At 39.5% G+C, this 16,120-nt stretch carries 18 protein-coding genes and 5 tRNA genes; 7 read left to right on the top strand and 16 right to left on the bottom strand.

Annotated features, from left to right (window positions below):
* Positions 1-141: 141 nt before the first annotated feature.
* The 6 genes from tig to J8L98_RS08870 form a co-directional block, all read right to left on the bottom strand.
* Positions 142-1,446, bottom strand: a complete 1,305-nt coding sequence (gene tig, locus J8L98_RS08895) for a trigger factor (RefSeq protein ID WP_192506774.1) — start codon at positions 1,444-1,446, stop codon at positions 142-144.
* A 273-nt stretch (positions 1,447-1,719) separates the two neighbouring features.
* Positions 1,720-1,796 (bottom strand) — tRNA-Pro (locus J8L98_RS08890).
* A gap of 30 nt (positions 1,797-1,826) precedes the next feature.
* Positions 1,827-1,903: transfer RNA gene (locus tag J8L98_RS08885), tRNA-Pro, on the bottom strand.
* A gap of 21 nt (positions 1,904-1,924) precedes the next feature.
* Positions 1,925-2,000 (bottom strand) — tRNA-His (locus tag J8L98_RS08880).
* Positions 2,001-2,029: 29 nt separating this feature from the next.
* A tRNA-Arg gene (locus J8L98_RS08875) sits at positions 2,030-2,106 on the bottom strand.
* 52 nt (positions 2,107-2,158) lie between these two features.
* Positions 2,159-2,235: transfer RNA gene (locus tag J8L98_RS08870), tRNA-Pro, on the bottom strand.
* Positions 2,236-2,577: 342 nt separating this feature from the next.
* On the opposite strand from J8L98_RS08870, the gene folD reads away from it, so the two are divergent.
* Complete coding sequence (gene folD, locus J8L98_RS08865; RefSeq protein ID WP_192506773.1) at positions 2,578-3,432, top strand: bifunctional methylenetetrahydrofolate dehydrogenase/methenyltetrahydrofolate cyclohydrolase FolD; 855 nt, start codon at positions 2,578-2,580, stop codon at positions 3,430-3,432.
* A gap of 166 nt (positions 3,433-3,598) precedes the next feature.
* On the opposite strand, the gene J8L98_RS08860 is transcribed toward folD, so the two are convergent.
* The 3 genes from J8L98_RS08860 to prmB all read right to left on the bottom strand — a co-directional run bounded on the left by J8L98_RS08860 (position 3,599) and on the right by prmB (position 6,200).
* Positions 3,599-4,039: a hypothetical protein gene (locus J8L98_RS08860; RefSeq protein ID WP_210996126.1), complete on the bottom strand. Its 441-nt coding sequence runs from the start codon at positions 4,037-4,039 to the stop codon at positions 3,599-3,601.
* Between the two features lie 71 nt (positions 4,040-4,110).
* Complete coding sequence (gene aroC / locus J8L98_RS08855) at positions 4,111-5,211, bottom strand: chorismate synthase (protein ID WP_210996125.1); 1,101 nt, start codon at positions 5,209-5,211, stop codon at positions 4,111-4,113.
* Between the two features lie 53 nt (positions 5,212-5,264).
* Positions 5,265-6,200 (bottom strand): 50S ribosomal protein L3 N(5)-glutamine methyltransferase, encoded by a 936-nt coding sequence (gene prmB / locus J8L98_RS08850; RefSeq protein WP_192506770.1) that lies wholly within the window; start codon positions 6,198-6,200, stop codon positions 5,265-5,267.
* Positions 6,201-6,294: 94 nt separating this feature from the next.
* Here prmB and smrB point away from each other — a divergent pair, with 94 nt between their 5' ends.
* The 3 genes from smrB (at position 6,295) to J8L98_RS08835 (ending at position 8,205) form a co-directional block, all read left to right on the top strand.
* Positions 6,295-6,846 (top strand): endonuclease SmrB, encoded by a 552-nt coding sequence (smrB, locus tag J8L98_RS08845; RefSeq protein ID WP_210996124.1) that lies wholly within the window; start codon positions 6,295-6,297, stop codon positions 6,844-6,846.
* Positions 6,847-6,969: 123 nt separating this feature from the next.
* Positions 6,970-7,770, top strand: a complete 801-nt coding sequence (locus J8L98_RS08840; protein WP_192506768.1) for a response regulator — start codon at positions 6,970-6,972, stop codon at positions 7,768-7,770.
* Between the two features lie 183 nt (positions 7,771-7,953).
* Positions 7,954-8,205 (top strand): hypothetical protein, encoded by a 252-nt coding sequence (locus J8L98_RS08835; RefSeq protein ID WP_210996123.1) that lies wholly within the window; start codon positions 7,954-7,956, stop codon positions 8,203-8,205.
* Positions 8,206-8,396: 191 nt separating this feature from the next.
* Here J8L98_RS08835 and J8L98_RS08830 read toward each other — a convergent pair whose 3' ends face one another.
* Positions 8,397-9,002 carry a peroxiredoxin C gene (locus J8L98_RS08830; protein WP_010362234.1) on the bottom strand — a complete coding sequence of 202 codons (606 nt, stop codon included), beginning with the start codon at positions 9,000-9,002 and terminating at the stop codon, positions 8,397-8,399.
* A 267-nt stretch (positions 9,003-9,269) separates the two neighbouring features.
* Positions 9,270-9,983 (bottom strand): fatty acid metabolism transcriptional regulator FadR, encoded by a 714-nt coding sequence (gene fadR / locus J8L98_RS08825; RefSeq protein WP_192506766.1) that lies wholly within the window; start codon positions 9,981-9,983, stop codon positions 9,270-9,272.
* Positions 9,984-10,164: 181 nt separating this feature from the next.
* On the opposite strand from fadR, the gene dsbB reads away from it, so the two are divergent.
* Positions 10,165-10,686, top strand: a complete 522-nt coding sequence (gene dsbB, locus J8L98_RS08820; protein WP_210996122.1) for a disulfide bond formation protein DsbB — start codon at positions 10,165-10,167, stop codon at positions 10,684-10,686.
* Positions 10,686-11,000 (top strand): DUF6170 family protein, encoded by a 315-nt coding sequence (locus J8L98_RS08815; RefSeq protein WP_210996121.1) that lies wholly within the window; start codon positions 10,686-10,688, stop codon positions 10,998-11,000. The genes dsbB and J8L98_RS08815 overlap by 1 nt, the downstream gene beginning before the upstream one ends.
* Before the next feature lie 23 nt (positions 11,001-11,023).
* Here the strand turns inward: J8L98_RS08815 and J8L98_RS08810 are convergent, their stop codons facing one another.
* Positions 11,024-11,335 (bottom strand): ComEA family DNA-binding protein, encoded by a 312-nt coding sequence (locus J8L98_RS08810; protein ID WP_210996120.1) that lies wholly within the window; start codon positions 11,333-11,335, stop codon positions 11,024-11,026.
* Positions 11,336-11,614: 279 nt separating this feature from the next.
* On the opposite strand from J8L98_RS08810, the gene J8L98_RS08805 reads away from it, so the two are divergent.
* Positions 11,615-11,920, top strand: a complete 306-nt coding sequence (locus J8L98_RS08805; RefSeq protein ID WP_192506762.1) for a YebG family protein — start codon at positions 11,615-11,617, stop codon at positions 11,918-11,920.
* Between the two features lie 43 nt (positions 11,921-11,963).
* Here J8L98_RS08805 and J8L98_RS08800 read toward each other — a convergent pair whose 3' ends face one another.
* From J8L98_RS08800 to J8L98_RS08785, 4 genes are all read right to left on the bottom strand, one after another.
* On the bottom strand, positions 11,964-13,154 hold the full coding sequence (locus J8L98_RS08800) for an amino acid aminotransferase (RefSeq protein ID WP_210996119.1): 1,191 nt from the start codon (positions 13,152-13,154) through the stop codon (positions 11,964-11,966).
* Between the two features lie 129 nt (positions 13,155-13,283).
* Positions 13,284-13,946, bottom strand: a complete 663-nt coding sequence (locus J8L98_RS08795; protein WP_210996118.1) for a GAF domain-containing protein — start codon at positions 13,944-13,946, stop codon at positions 13,284-13,286.
* Between the two features lie 190 nt (positions 13,947-14,136).
* Positions 14,137-15,783, bottom strand: a complete 1,647-nt coding sequence (locus tag J8L98_RS08790) for a fused response regulator/phosphatase (RefSeq protein ID WP_210996117.1) — start codon at positions 15,781-15,783, stop codon at positions 14,137-14,139.
* 23 nt (positions 15,784-15,806) lie between these two features.
* The gene (locus J8L98_RS08785) at positions 15,807-16,112 is read right to left on the bottom strand and encodes an STAS domain-containing protein (RefSeq protein WP_192506758.1); all 306 of its coding nucleotides are present in this window, start codon (positions 16,110-16,112) and stop codon (positions 15,807-15,809) included.
* Positions 16,113-16,120: the final 8 nt, after the last annotated feature.

Raw genomic sequence — 16,120 nt, 5'->3', positions numbered from 1 at the left:
CTTATGCGCAGCGATAATTTGGATAGTGCTGCGAATTAGTTAATCTTGGTAGCCTAAAACGAAAAAGGCTCGGACATACTGCTATCTTGCAGAACGTCACGAGCCATTAAATCGTTAGCTTAGCGTTAAGTCAATGACTTATTACGCACCTTGCTGAGGATTCATGATGTCATCAAACGCTTTTTCAACGTCAGTAACAGAAGCAGCAGCTAAAATAGACTCAACTGCTTGCTCTTCCATTGCTACGTTACGCATTTGCTGCATCATTTGATCGTTACCTTTATAATAGGCAACAACTTCTGTTGGATCTTCGTATGCAGAAGCAACCGTTGCAATTAACTCTTCAACTTTTGCATCATCTACTTGGATCTCATTCGCTTTAATAACTTCACCTAGTAATAGGCCAGTTTTAACGCGTGTTACAGCTTGCTCGTGGAACAATTCAGCAGGTAACTCAGGCATATTTTGTGCGTTACCACCAAAACGTTGTGCCGCTTGCTGACGCAGTGCATCAATTTCTTGATCAACAAGTGCTTTAGGAACGTCTGTTTCGTTATGCTCAAGTAACCCTTTGATCGCTTGATCTTTCACATTTGCTTTTACAGCTTGAGAAAGTTCACGAGACATGTTTTTCTTAACTTCTTCTTTAAGTGCATCAACACCCCCTTCAGCAACACCAAACTTCACTGAAAATTCATCATTAAGCTCTGGAAGCTCTTGAACTTCAACTTTCTTAATAGTGATAGTGAACTGTGCAGGCTTACCTTTCAGGTTTTCTGCATGGTACTCTTCAGGGAACGTTACATCAGCGATAACTTCTTCACCGGCTTTTTTACCAATGATGTTGTCTTCGAAACCAGGGATCATACGACCTTGCCCTAGTTCTAGTGGGAAATCATCTGCTTTTCCACCTTCAAACACTTCACCATCTACAGTGCCAACAAAATCAACCGTTACACGGTCATTCTCACCCGCAGCAGCATCACTTTCAGCCCAATCTGCGTGTTGCTTACGAAGCGTTTCTAGCATATTAGCTAAATCTGCATCAGTAACATCAACAACTGGCTTTTCTACAGTAATTTTATCTAAGTCTTTAATTGCTACTTCTGGGTATACTTCAAAAGTTGCATCAAACTCTAAATCTTTACCTGCTTCTAACGCTTTAGGTGCAAATGTTGGTGCACCTGCAGGATTGATTTTTTCAGCTACGATAGCATCGATATAATTACGTTGCATGATATCACCAGCTACTTCTTGACGCACAGCGGCACCAAAACGTTTAGTGATCACTGACACTGGCACTTTACCAGGACGGAAACCGTCGATACGCTGAGTTTTTGACAGTTGTTGTAAGCGTTTTTTAACTTCAGTCTCAACGTTCTCTGCAGGAACGGTGATAGTCAGACGGCGCTCAAGGCCTTGAGTCGTCTCAACAGAAACTTGCATGATTTACCTCAATCTTCAATTTTGGGCGACAACGCGCCTTCCTTACAAACAAGTAATGCACCATGTCAAATTTGAGCTCTTTACGAAACTTCACTAAAGAACTAATTACATGAGCTATTCTTGCTGCCTGCCCTTACTGGGCGCTATGTTTAATAATAGACGCGGCATTATAACCTATAAAACTTGATAGTCGAGTAATGAAAAGAAATTAATAGGGAATAAAGATTCAAGTGGTTAAAATATGATTAATTATGGAATTTATAGTGGGAGAGATGGTCGGCGATGCAGGATTTGAACCTGCGACCCCTTGGACCCAAACCAAGTGCGCTACCAAACTGCGCTAATCGCCGACAAAATATATTATAGATAATCTAGAAAAGTGGTCGGCGATGCAGGATTTGAACCTGCGACCCCTTGGACCCAAACCAAGTGCGCTACCAAACTGCGCTAATCGCCGACTTAATATTTTCAATGTAGATGGGGCGACTGATGGGGCTCGAACCCACGACAACCGGAATCACAATCCAGGGCTCTACCAACTGAGCTACAGCCGCCACTACATAGAGTCTTACAAATTTTAAAATGGCGCACCCGGAAGGATTCGAACCTTCGACCAACGCCTTAGAAGGGCGTTGCTCTATCCAGCTGAGCTACGGGCGCATCGTCAGAACTTCGTTCTTCCTTACTTTAACTTCATAAAATGAAAGTAAAGTGGTCGGCGATGCAGGATTTGAACCTGCGACCCCTTGGACCCAAACCAAGTGCGCTACCAAACTGCGCTAATCGCCGTTACCATTTTTGTTGTTTCGGAGTCTCCTCGTTGACAACGGGGTGCATAATAGTGATTTGACCGTGGTAGGTCAAACACTTTTTAAAAAAAACATTCCAACTGCTTACTTTTACCCCAAAAAGTATATTTTTTAGATCAGTTTGCTGAAATTTATACAGTTTTCGTGCTATTAGCTCTAACTACGGCATATTTAACTCGCTTTGTTTTGATTGTTCCTTGGCCCAGTCATGGTTTTTGTGAGAAAATAGCGCCAATGCTTCACTAATGTGTAGTGGCAATTATAGAGCAACCCCTTTACGCTCTTTATCGTTCAAGTTTTTAACTCCTAATAAAGGTCAACCATGACGGCAAACATCATTGATGGTAAGGCTATAGCCAAACAAGTTCGTAGCACCGTAGCGAAACGTGTAGAACAAAGAATAGAGCAAGGCCTTCGGGCACCAGGACTTGCTGTTGTTCTAGTAGGACAAGATCCAGCGAGTCAAGTGTATGTTGGCTCTAAACGTAAAGCCTGTGACGAAGTCGGCTTTGTGTCTAAATCTTTCGATCTCCCTGGCGATACCAGCGAAGCACAACTATTAGAGCTTGTCGATTCATTGAACAATGACCCCGAAGTAGATGGGATATTAGTTCAACTTCCTTTACCAGAAAATCTAGATGCCGAAAAAGTACTAGAACGTATTCACCCCCATAAAGATGTTGATGGATTCCATCCATATAATATAGGTCGATTAGCACAGCGTATGCCAGCTCTACGCCCTTGCACACCAAAAGGTATTATTACATTACTTGAATCTACAGGTGTTCATTATAGGGGAATGCATGCGGTTGTAGTTGGCGCATCAAACATCGTAGGCCGACCAATGTCATTAGAGTTGTTATTGGCCGGTTGCACTACCACCGTTTGTCATAAATTTACGCAAGATTTAGAAGCTCACGTGCGTCGTGCAGACTTACTTGTCGTTGCTGTAGGTAAACCTGAATTTATTCCTGGGGATTGGATTAAAGAAGGGGCAATGGTTATTGATGTAGGTATCAACCGATTAGAATCGGGTAAACTCGTTGGCGATGTGCAGTATGACATTGCAGAACAACAAGCTAGCTTTATTACACCAGTTCCAGGTGGCGTTGGACCCATGACGGTTGCAAGTTTGATTGAGAATACACTTGAAGCATGTGAAAAGTACCATAGCTAACACTGCTTAATGTGCCTCGTACATATTTGATAAAGCCGCAATAAAACAGCGGCTTTTTTATTATAGAAGGCGTATCCAGAAGTTACTTTATTTGCATAATTCTTAACGTAGTTAAAGTACTATTAAGTCAAGTAGCAAGATCGGTATTTTAATAGAGTTAATATAATTAACGCGCAGAGTCATTATCTTTTTTCTTTGAGTACTGTTGTTTTGACTCTAAACCATCTTCTTCCTTAGCCCCTTTTTGATATTCCTGTGCTATCTCTTTTTCAATCAATTCTCTTTGTTGTTGGTACTCTTTCTGTGAAATACTGCCGCTGGCAAGCAACTTATCAAGTTCATCAAGCTTTGAACGCAGCTCATCAATCTTTTCTTTACTCACACCCATACGCCCTAATAATAGCGCCTCTTTCATCTGTCCTAAAAATGATTCATCTTTTGTGTATACAGATACATTTTTATTTTGAAATGACTTCGTCGTTTCTGAAGGCGTATAAGATGCCATCTCTTTGGCAAACTCTTGCCGCTCCAGTTCATGCATTTTTTCGCGCTGTGGGGCTGGTTTAACTTGGAGGCTTGATTCTGTGGTACTTCTGAATAATAACATGCTGATCTCCTTATTTACCTATAAAGAAACCAGCAAGTAACACGCCACAATCACACTGGCGCTATAAGTTCTCAGTCTACTTGGCCTTTAATTGGACCATGGGCCAAATTAACACTCGGGTTTTGTCCTCGCTGACGTAATAGGTGATCCATTAAAGTAATGGCCATCATTGCTTCAGCAATGGGTATAGCCCGAATGCCAACGCAAGGATCATGTCTACCTTTAGTAATGATTTCGACAGCTTCGTTAGATATATTAATACTTTGACCAGGTATCGTAATACTAGACGTAGGCTTTAAAGCAATTGACGCGACAATATCTTGCCCAGTGGAAATACCAGCAAGCACACCTCCAGCATGATTACTTGCAAAACCATCAGGGGTTAGTTCATCACGGTGCTCAGAGCCTTTTTGGGTAATGCAATCAAAACCATCACCAATCTCAACACCTTTAACAGCATTAATACTCATCAATGAGTGCGCCAACTCAGCATCTAATCGGTCAAAAACAGGCTCGCCCAACCCAACAGGCACATTTTTAGCAACCACAGTAACTTTCGCACCTATCGAGTCCCCTTGTTTTTTAAGGTCACGCATATATTCATCTAATGCGTCGAGTTTACTTGAGTCAGGAAAGAAAAATGGGTTTTGTTCCACTTGTGACCAATCAAACTGCTCAGCACTGATAGGCCCTAATTGAGATAAACACGCATTAATTTCGATGCCATGAACCTGCTTCAAATACTTTTTAGCAATGCCGCCAGCAGCTACCCTAATCGCAGTTTCCCGTGCTGAGGAACGACCACCACCTCTATAATCACGATGACCATACTTATGCCAATATGTGTAATCGCCATGACCAGGTCGAAATGTTTCAGCAATTTTGCCATAATCTTTCGAACGCTGATCAGTGTTTTCAATTAACAAACCAATACTGGTCCCTGTTGTTTTTCCTTCGAAAACGCCAGACAAAATCTTTATTTCATCCCCTTCCCTACGTTGTGTTGTGTAGCGACTTTGCCCTGGTTTACGCCTATCTAAATCAAGTTGCATGTCCGCTTCACAAAGCTCTAGCCCCGCGGGAACACCATCCACGACACCACCCAAAGCAAGGCCATGGCTTTCGCCAAACGTACTCACTTTGAATAATTGTCCTATACTATTACCTGCCATTACCCTTCCTCATTCCAATGACAACGACGAGTGCTTGTAACTCAATACGCACACTAGTTATTAAAGTACTCGACTAACTGCTGTTTCGAGATCATAAATACTCCAAGGCCACCGCGCTCAAATTCGAGCCATGTAAATGGCGCTTCAGGGTATAAAGCATCCATATGTACCATAGAATTACCCACCTCGACAAATAATAAGCCATCATCTGTTAAGTGTTCTGCGGCTTCCAATAATATGGTGCGAGTTACATCTAAGCCATCGTCACCAGAAGACAGGCCCAGCTCTGGTTCATGATGAAACTCATCTGGTAAATCTTCCATATCTTCTGCATCGACATAGGGCGGATTAGCCACAATTAAGTCATACTTTTGATTTGGTACGCCGCTAAATACATCAGACTGAATACCATAAACTCTGTCATGGAGCATATGTTCACAAATATTAATATCTGCAACCTCTAGTGCATCATAAGATATATCGACTGCATCCACTTGCGCATTCTCAAACTTATTCGCCAATGCTATGGCGATACATGCTGACCCAGTGCACATATCCAAAATCCGTGTCACTGGCTGCGACTCGGGTAACCAAGGTGCAAAACGCGCGTCAATCAATTCTGCAAATGGTGAGCGTGGAATAAGTACCCGCTCATCAACATAAAAGGGTAAGCCCGCAAACCAAGCTTGGTTTGTCAAATATGGAACAGGAGTGCGATCATCTATACGCGCAAATATATAGCTCATTAAACGTACTTTTTCAGTTCGCGTTAATTTAGCTTGCATTAGCTCTGTTGGCGCATCTAAAGGAAGGTTTAAGATTGGTAATACTAGGCTAACAGCCTCATCCCAAGCATTGTCAGTACCATGGCCAAAGAATAAGCCATGGCTTACAAATTGGCTCGTCGTCCAGCGTAACCAATCTTGAATTGTCAACAATTCATTATATGCTTCTTCAGCAATCTTTTCAGTGATCTGCAACTCACTCATAACCATATCTCAATATAACTGTATTTTATACGCGCTATTGTAACGGTTTTTCAGCTAGGTTTTTACGCTTTTTTTATTTAGAATGCGCTAAAAGATGATGTTAGATATAAATCCCATGACTGATGAAGATGATTTTAGTTTGTTCCGAAACTCAATTACCGGTGCACGAGAGTTTAAACAAGATACGGTGCGCTTTAAAAAAACCGTGAAGCCGCAAACTGGTGAATTACTTAGCGAGCAAACAAAACAACACCAATCTGAATTTTATTTTTCAGATGAATATATTCCAGATATAGATACTCATGGTACGGTTAACTACGTTCGACCCGGTGCGGATAAGTACTTAGCTAAGCAATTGCGCCGAGGAGACTTTGCGCCTGAACTAATGCTTGACTTGCACGGTTTAAATAAAGATCGCGCCAAAGATGAGCTAGCTGCGTTAATTCATGCTTGCAAAAAACAACATTATTACTGTGCTTGCATCGTCCACGGTATTGGTGAACGAGTATTAAAACATAAAGTCCCGCAATACCTTGTGCAACACCCTGATGTACTTGCAATACATCAAGCGCCTTTAGAATATGGTGGTAAAGGTGCCGTGCTTATTTTGGTCGACTTACCGCAATCTGATGAGTTTCGACGTTAGAAATAAAGAATTATCTGTAAAATGACTGTAAATTTTCTAGCTGGGGTATTACTAATACGTTATATTGTATTCTTATTGATGTAGTACTTACTTAGAATGAAGTAAGCGATATATAGGGTCACAATGAACGAATTACTCAGTGCTGATTTAGCCATTTTACTTATAGAACCTTCTGCCACACAAAGAAAAATCATTGCAAAAGAACTGCAAGAAGAAGGTATCTCAAATATTGATTTCGCCGACTCACTGGCTAGTGCCAAAGAAATGCTGACAACGAGTATTCCTGACCTTGTCATATCTAGTATGTACTTTAGTGATGGTACAGCACAAGAATTACAAGCGTATATCAATACAGAGCTCAGCGAACACGGTATACCATTTATGTTAGTTTCAAGTGAGACGCGTAAAGCTGAACTTGAGGTATTCAAGCAATCAGGTGTCATTGCCATTTTACCCAAACCATTTAACAAAGTGCACTTAGGCCGCGCTATTAACGCTACGTTAGACATTTTAGCGCCACAAGAACTTGAGCTCGACTTATACGATGTACATGATTTGCGTATTTTAATTGTTGATGACTCAAGACTTGCGCGTAATCATATTCGCAGAGTCTTAACTAATCTTGGTGCACAGCGATTCTGGGAAGCCGAAGATGGCGCACATGCATTAGAAGTGCTGCAGTCAAACATGTTTGACTTAATTGTCACTGATTACAATATGCCGTCTGTAAATGGCCAAGAGTTAACTGAAACTATCCGCAACAGTGATGAACACGCGCATATCCCTGTTTTAATGGTGACCTCCGAGGCAAATGATACGCACTTAGCGAACATTGCACAGTCTGGTGTCAACGCCCTGTGCGACAAACCATTTGAACCTGATACAGTGAAAAAACTGATTTATCAGCTACTTGATCAAGATTAACCAATATATCGTCAATTTAACCATTTGACTGGTTTTTTTCACAAACCAGTCAATCTAACTCTTTATTGGAAAAACAAAAAACACTTAATAATCAATGAAATAAAAATAAGCATCAGTATGGCACAACCTTTGTAATAGTTACTACGTCTAACTAATTAATCATACATATAAAGGAACAAGGCTATGAATACTTTCACTAAACTAACTGCTGCTGCACTATTTCTTAGTACGAGTATATCTGCTCAAGCTAACTCAATTACACTCGATTTATACAGCGAAGTTTCGGAGCAAATCACCAGTATTATTTCAACTCAAATAGAAGAAGCGAAATCTGCTACTTTGCGTTCTGTGACAGACGCATTAAATTCTGAATTAAAAAAGCAAAACAACAACTTAAATACAGCACAAATTAACAAGGAAGAAGACAATGACTAATCAAGTACTTTTTGTCAGCTTACTTGCATTGCCAGTTGTGAGCTTATTTTTAGGATATTTAGGGTTTGAATTATTAAAACTTATAAACCAGCGATTGTCTGCAGTAATATAAAAATGAGTCAATGTATATAAGGTACGGGTATGTTATATAAAAAAACCCGCCAAGCGGCGGGTTATCAAACTAGAGCAAATTATAGCGCGCTTTCGTTTTCAGATAAGAACTTAGCAACACCTTCTGGACTCGCATCCATACCAGCTTTACCTTCAGTCCAACCAGCTGGACATACTTCACCGTGCTCACTATGGAATGCTAATGCATCAACCATACGCAGCATTTCATCAATGTTACGACCTAGTGGAAGGTCATTAACGACTTGGTGACGTACGCTACCTGTTTCATCGATAAGGAATGAACCACGAAATGCTACACCCGCTTCTGGGTGCTCAACATCATACGCTTGACAAATTTCATGTTTAACATCTGCAACTAGTGCATATTTAACTGGACCAATACCACCTTCGTTTACTGGTGTATTACGCCATGCATTGTGTGAAAACTGTGAATCAATAGAAACACCAATTACTTCAACACCACGTTTCTGGAACTCTTCAAAACGCTTATCAAATGCAATTAGCTCTGAAGGGCATACGAAAGTGAAATCTAGTGGGTAAAAGAAAATAACCGCTTTTTTACCTTTAATAGTCTCATGCAAATTATAGCTATCTACAATCTCACCGTTACCTAATACTGCTGCTGCTGTAAAGTCTGGTGCCTGACGGCCTACTAATACACCCATTGTATTCTCCAAATAGTTAGGTTTATATTCAATCTCATCGTACAACTTAGCACGACATCATTAATACTTAATGACTTCTATATTGAGGCTACAAAAAATAATACAACCCCAATAAAAAATTTGCATAAGTGTATGCGTCTGAGGAAGAAATTGATAATCGATTTTAACGATGAGAGTAATCTGTTTTTTGGATGGTATAGTTAGGCGAAAACGTTTTGTAATTGAGTACAAAAAAGCCTCGCTATGCGAGGCTTTTCTAATTGACTTTTAGTCCATAATATTCGCTGGCATTTCGCCTCGCAGTTGCGACCATATTTCACCACTTTGGTGACCATACTTACGCATCAATGATATCGCACCGTCATGATCTTTATGCTGTGCCAAAACAGTTAAATCTTTATAAAACTGCCTTGCTAATTCACGTGTACGTGGATCTGAAAAGTAATGCCCACCAATTTTTGAGTATAAGCCTTTAAACCCATTAAGAACTAACACGTAAATTCGATTATTTCCTGCAGCAGCCAACTGATGATGGACACGATAATCATATTCAGCAAATGCATCTGCTGTATCTTCTAGTTCATCACTTTTTGATAAAATCTCAACAACTTGCTCTGGATTCACTTTTATTGCAGCTCGAGTGTAGATCGCGCTAATATTTGTACGAGCTGATAACAGTTGATCAGTTAGTTCAGGCATTTTATCTTCATCAAGTCGCGCTAACGTCTCAAGAATATTCAAACCTGAAGTTTCCCAGAAATTATTTACTCGAGTAGGCTTGCCATGCTGAATAGTTAACCAACCGTCTCGAGCCAAACGCTGGAGTACCTCACGCAACGTGGTTCTAGTAACACCAATTAATTCTGATAATTCACGCTCAGCAGGCAAGATAGAACCCGGTGGAAATTCACCGTTCCAAATTGATTCGACAATATATTCCTCAGCAAATCCTGCTGGGCTTTTGGCTTTGAAAATTCTCATCTAACACCACTTCGTTAAATATGCGACTGCATCATTTCGTTAAGCCACTGATTGTACCAGATGATTGACAACTAACAAGCAAAGATCTCTATACCAGCCTATTGATATGCGTTTTATCTAACATATAGTTGCAGTACACTCCAGTGATGGCACATAATACGCAAAAATAATAGGAATGATTATGAATTGGATAACTTCACTGTCTCACTCTCGACCCGCATGGGTACTGCTGGCTGTCAGTGCATTTGTATTTGAAGCCATAGCGTTATTTTTTCAATATCAGATGGAACTAGCTCCCTGTATTATGTGTATCTACCAGCGTACAGCAATGCTTGGATTATTATTTGCTGGGTTGGTTGGCGCAATAAATCCAAGTAATACAATTTTTAAGATTGTCGGGTTTTCAGGTTGGGGCCTGGCCAGTATTTGGGGCTGGCTAATTGCAAGAGAACACACCAATATGCAAACAACCACTGACCCATTCGCATTTACATGTGATATTGTGCCAAACTTTCCAGAGTTTTTACCATTACATGAATGGCTTCCTTCATTTTTTGCTGCAACCGGTGATTGCGGCAATATTGATTGGCAATTTATGAATATGAGCATGCCTAATTGGATGGAAGTAATTTTTGCGTTTTACAGTGTTTGCTTTATCACGGCCTTTGCTGCATATTTATTTTGTTCAAAAAGGCAATCATAATGTTCGTTTGGAAACTCAGTCAAATAGTAAGTTTAGCAACTTTCAAAACTCGAGAAAGACAACAAATATTAGCATTAGCTATCGATGCGCTACCCCCAATGCAAAAAGTGCTACTTCGCATCGCCAAACTCTGTGTGCTAGTGCCTTTCTTTGTTAGTTTCGCATATATTGAGGGTTGGAAATTGATCCCTCTTTTGCTCATTGCAGGCCTCTTATACCCACTCCTAACCTCTCCTATTGAAATATGCTTTGCCAAACCTCACCTCGTGCACGCTATTCGTAATTTCCAAGAAAATAAGACAACACAAGCCTAACTGGCTTGTGTTGTTACCCTCAGCTAAAAACTCACCTTCCCTTCAAGTTTCAACAATATGCCTTGGCCAATCCCCTTAACTTCCCCCAATGATGCTAAATCAAGGAAATTACCATGCTGACTGCGATAGTTAATGATTGCTTGCGCTTTTTTTTCACCAATCCCTGGTAATACTGCGAGCTCCTGCCAATGTGCAAAGTTAATATTAACTAATTCAAACTTATTGTTACTTGTTGACCGTGTCTCTTCTAATGGCAGTGGCTGCTCATTTTCAACGGCGTGATTGAAAGTGCTGAATAATATTGATGTGACTAACAAGATATTTCTTATATGCATATTTCCCTCCTGGAAATGGTCATACTATGTAACTGAGAACAATGTTCTCACATGTAAACATCCTAAAATCTATTAGGCACTTTAAATAAAGTTCTCAGACTAAACTTTGTCAAATATAAATCGTACTAAAAATAACTAACCAACTGTTTATAATCTATTTTTATAATAGGGTACTTTAATTTTTCAACATATTATTCGATTAAGAACTATGATAATCTTCTTGCAAGTTACAATTCAAACGATTACTGTATAAAAAAACAGTGTTACGCAGGAGTGATCATGGCTGTTGTTATTAAGTATGTTGTAGAAAGAAACGGAGTCGAGCGCATGACCTTTACCAGTAAAAAAGAGGCTGATGCATACGATAAAATGCTAGATGTTGCTGAATCCCTTGAGCAGATGCTAGCGAAAGTAGACGTCCCTCTCAGTGAGCAACAAGTTGAATCGTTAGCGCTAGAAATCGCGAAACGAAAAGATGAATTTCTATCTGTACTAAAAGGTGTGAAGCCTGAGACACCAAAAAAAGCCAAAAAGCCAGAGACAGATGCGGATGATGAAAAAGTAGCAAATATTAATCAAGCATAAAAAAACCGCTCATAGAGCGGTTTTTTTATGCTTGATGTCAAAATCACTTTAGCACATCAGCAATCGCGTTCGAGAAGTAATCTATATTTGTCTGGCTTACACCTGCAACATTAACTCGGCTCGAGCCCACAATATAAATCGCATATTCTTTTTGCAAACGATCAATTTGCTCTTTATTAATACCCAAAAATGAAAACATACCATTTTGTTGATCTATGAATGAGAAATCTTGCGCAACGCCTTTCTCTGCTAAGCTACTTTTAATTAAAGTTCGTAAACCATTAATACGACTACGCATTTCATCTAGTTCATCATGCCAAAGTTGTGTCAGTTCAGAGCTACTCAAAATTGTATTAACAATATCTGCACCGTGTGCTGGTGGCATTGAATAAATACTTCGAACCACACTCAATAGTACCGAGTTTGATACATCTGCAGTTGCACTATCATTTGAAATAAGTGAACATGCACCAATACGCTCTCGATACAAACCAAAGTTCTTTGAACATGAAGAACAAATCAACATTTCTTCAACTGTATCAGCTAATAAACGTAACCCTTTCGCGTCTTCATCTAAGCTGCTACCAAAGCCTTGATAAGCAATATCAACTAAAGGTGTAAAACCAACATCTTTTGCAAGTTCTGCAACAACCTTCCACTGTGCTTCGTTTAAATCCATGCCACTTGGGTTATGACAACATGCATGTAATAAAACAACATCACCTTTAGGCACCTGCTTCAGTGTATTGATCATCTCATCAAACAGTAACCCCTTATTTTCATAATCATAATAAGGGTATTCTTTCACCGTTAACCCAGCAGCTTCAAACAAGCTGATGTGATTGGCCCATGTTGGTGTCGTTACCCATACGGTTGCATTGGTATTACAACGTTTAATAAACTCCGCTGCTACGCGCAGTGCTCCCGTTCCGCCTGGAGTTTGTGCTGTGCGTACTCTATTAGCAAGCAAAGCACGGTGTTCACCAAGCAATAGTGATTCCATTTTTTGGCAAAAATCTAAATTTCCAGCAAGTCCAATATATGATTTTGTTGTTTCGTTTTCTAATCGAAATGCTTCTGCTTTTTTTACCGCTTTTAATACAGGAGTATTACCTTGCTCGTCTTTATATACACCTACACCCAAGTCAATTTTATTTGGGTTTGTATCTTGCTTGTATGCAGCCATAAGACCAAGGATCGGATCTGTCGGTAATGGTTTCAATGTTGAGAACATGGGTTATCTCTTTTATTAGTGTAATATCAGCATATAGCTAATTGGCGTAATAGCTTATATGCACTGAATAAACGGGGATTAAAACTGTGTTTATAGTAACATAAATTAGCTATAACACGAGTCTTCACATCACGGTAAATATTGAGGAATTCTAATGCAAACAGCGATTAGTAAAGCTAAAGTTTCTGCTGTAAAAAAATCATTCCGAAATGCTTCAGCATCAATGATCCCAATGCATTGCATTTTCTCATTATAAAGTGGTAAACAACTTTCAGATTGTACTTTTGGATCACATGTATAATATTCTCCACCAGTTGCAATATAGTCCTGAACGTTATTAATCACCCGACCATGGCCAGACATAGCAACTTGGACATTATTACTCGTTTGAGAAAATAACGTATTTATTGGAAATAAAGGTCGACTTGGCGCACCAATATATGCCAATTTTAGGAGTTGAAGTCCCTCTTCTGTCTTCGTATTTTGATAAACCCCGAACCAATCTACATGTGTTCTTTGCTTGATAAATTGAACAATTGTCTGTAATTGGCTTAAACTTATACTACTTTTCTCTGAGTATTCTATGTATTGACTAAGTTCAAAAGGTTCATCTTGTAAATGTCCAAACAGACTACATGCTCCCCCTTCTCCTAATTCGGGGATCCTGAATGACCAAATTGCGCCGTGTGTATTATCCGACTCAGCAAGATAATTATCCAGTTCTACTAATGCTTGCTCCACTTGCAGTACATCCACATTTAAATTTGCGCGATCAAGGTATTTAGAAATCATTTAGCCATCCATACATCTAAAGGTATAAATGGAGATTATCATGAAACGACCTATTTGCAAATAATTGCTGTACCAAATTAGTAATTAGCGTACTAAAAATATTGGGGACGTTTAAAAGTAACTCACTCAGCGAGTATTAAAAAGAGGTCAAATTAAGGGGAAAATAGCTACTCCTTTAAGCAGGTGTAATTTATTGCAATGAATACACCATTTCAACCTCATTTCCTGCGTGGTTATACCTTACACTTTGTGCTATTTCATTCAATAAGCTCAGCCCTCGGCCATGCTCTCTATGTAACTCTGTATCATTACTTTCTTGATTGCGAAAACCATTACCAGAATCACATATAGAAAAGAATAAGCTGAGGGAGTCAGGACAATAACGGGCTGAAATTATAATTAATGCATCCGTAAGACAAACTAGTGCTTGCTCACGTAATTGATAAAATTCGAAAAAACCTTCATCTTGATTTTTAATCTCAGAGTCTAAACCCAGTACGCCATGATCTAATGAATTGTTATAAGCTTCAGAAAGTAATAAAAAAATGTTTGATCTATGCTCATTAATTCCTTCGAGCTGACTTAAAACATCAACTAACTCTAGAATAGGATCGCTGTCCTTCATTTGACCTGCATTTAAACTCATCGAAATGCTAAAAGGCAACTTAGAGTAAGTCGTTGACTCAGTACGAAGTGCTTCACTTGCAATGCAGTTAATGATCGCAATACTCAAATCATCTTGTTGCTCACCATGCTCAGAAAATGTATGCACTTTTTCGATAATATCCGCAGTTGTTACCATAGGTACGCTTAATAACGCACTTTTTAGTAACTCTTCTCCAAACATATCGCCTTGCTTACTTTCTGTTTCAATGATGCCATCTGTAGCCATAACCAGTCGCTGATCTGGCTTAACTTCTAAGTGAATTAAGTGTCTCTCAAACTCCTCTTCATCCAAAATACCCAACGCCATATGTTGCGCTTCTAAAGTTCGAATTACTACCCCTTCTTGATCAATCAAATATAAGTCAGGTAACCCCCCAATCCAAGCTGAAATACTCTTACCTGATTCACTCAGTTCAACAATTGCTGCGGCACAAAACATATGGCCAGGTAACAATGTATACAAGACATTATTCAGCTCAAATGCAATATCATTTACAGCCATGCCTTTATTCACCATGGTGTAAAAAACACGAGAGGCGGGTAATGCACCAACAGCGGCCGCAAGTCCATGCCCAGTAAAATCACCTAATAAGCAATAAAACCCACCCATTGGGCTGCGTGCCATCAAAAACATATCCCCGTTAAACATTGAAGCCGGTGAAAGGTGATAATCACAATGATGGGGAAACTTTACTTGTTGAGACAACGCATTACTAAAGATGTGTTCTACAATCTCATGTTCACGTTCGGTTTGATTATAATGATACTCAAGCTGTTTCTTTTGCAAGTGAGCTTCTTGGCTCAATTTACGAGTTCTAGCATGTGCCTTAATTTTTGCCGACAGTATAATTCGGTCAAATGGTTTATGAATAAAGTCATCACCACCCACAGCCAAACATTTTTCAAAGCTCGCATGGTCTTCAAGCGCAGTAATAAAAATCACTGGTAAATAAACATCACCAGCCAATTGTTTTATTTTTGGAGCCGCTTCAAAGCCATCCATAACCGGCATCATTACATCCAACAGCACGATATCTATGTCCGTACTTTGTAATACTTCTAGTGCCTGACATCCATCATTCGCTACTTCTACATGATAGCTTTGTTGCTCAAGCATCGCTTTAAGCAGAGTACAATTAAGCGGCTGGTCATCAACAACGAGAATTCGCACAGACTTAAGCCTTACATTATGAATTAATCAATATCAAACTTCTTATCAAACCGAGATATTTGTAATATTTTTTTAAGCTGGGGTCTACAATTACTTATGTGAATACTGCCTATAGAATCACCCAATGTTTTTTTCATATTAAGTAACATACCTAGCGCAGAACTATCCATATAATCGGTTTCACGCAGGTCTATAACTACTTTTTCTGTTTGTTCGCCCACTTCAGCATAGGCCTGTCGAAATGACTGAACTAAATTAAAATCGAACTTTCCCCTGATCTGGATGGTCAATGTTTTTCCATCCGATGAAGCATTCTTGCTCAAACTCATCTTAAGCT

It is taken from the genome of Pseudoalteromonas sp. MMG013 (assembly GCF_018100885.1).
Taxonomy (GTDB): domain Bacteria; phylum Pseudomonadota; class Gammaproteobacteria; order Enterobacterales; family Alteromonadaceae; genus Pseudoalteromonas; species Pseudoalteromonas aurantia.
This window is presented reverse-complemented; position numbering and strand designations above follow the sequence as displayed.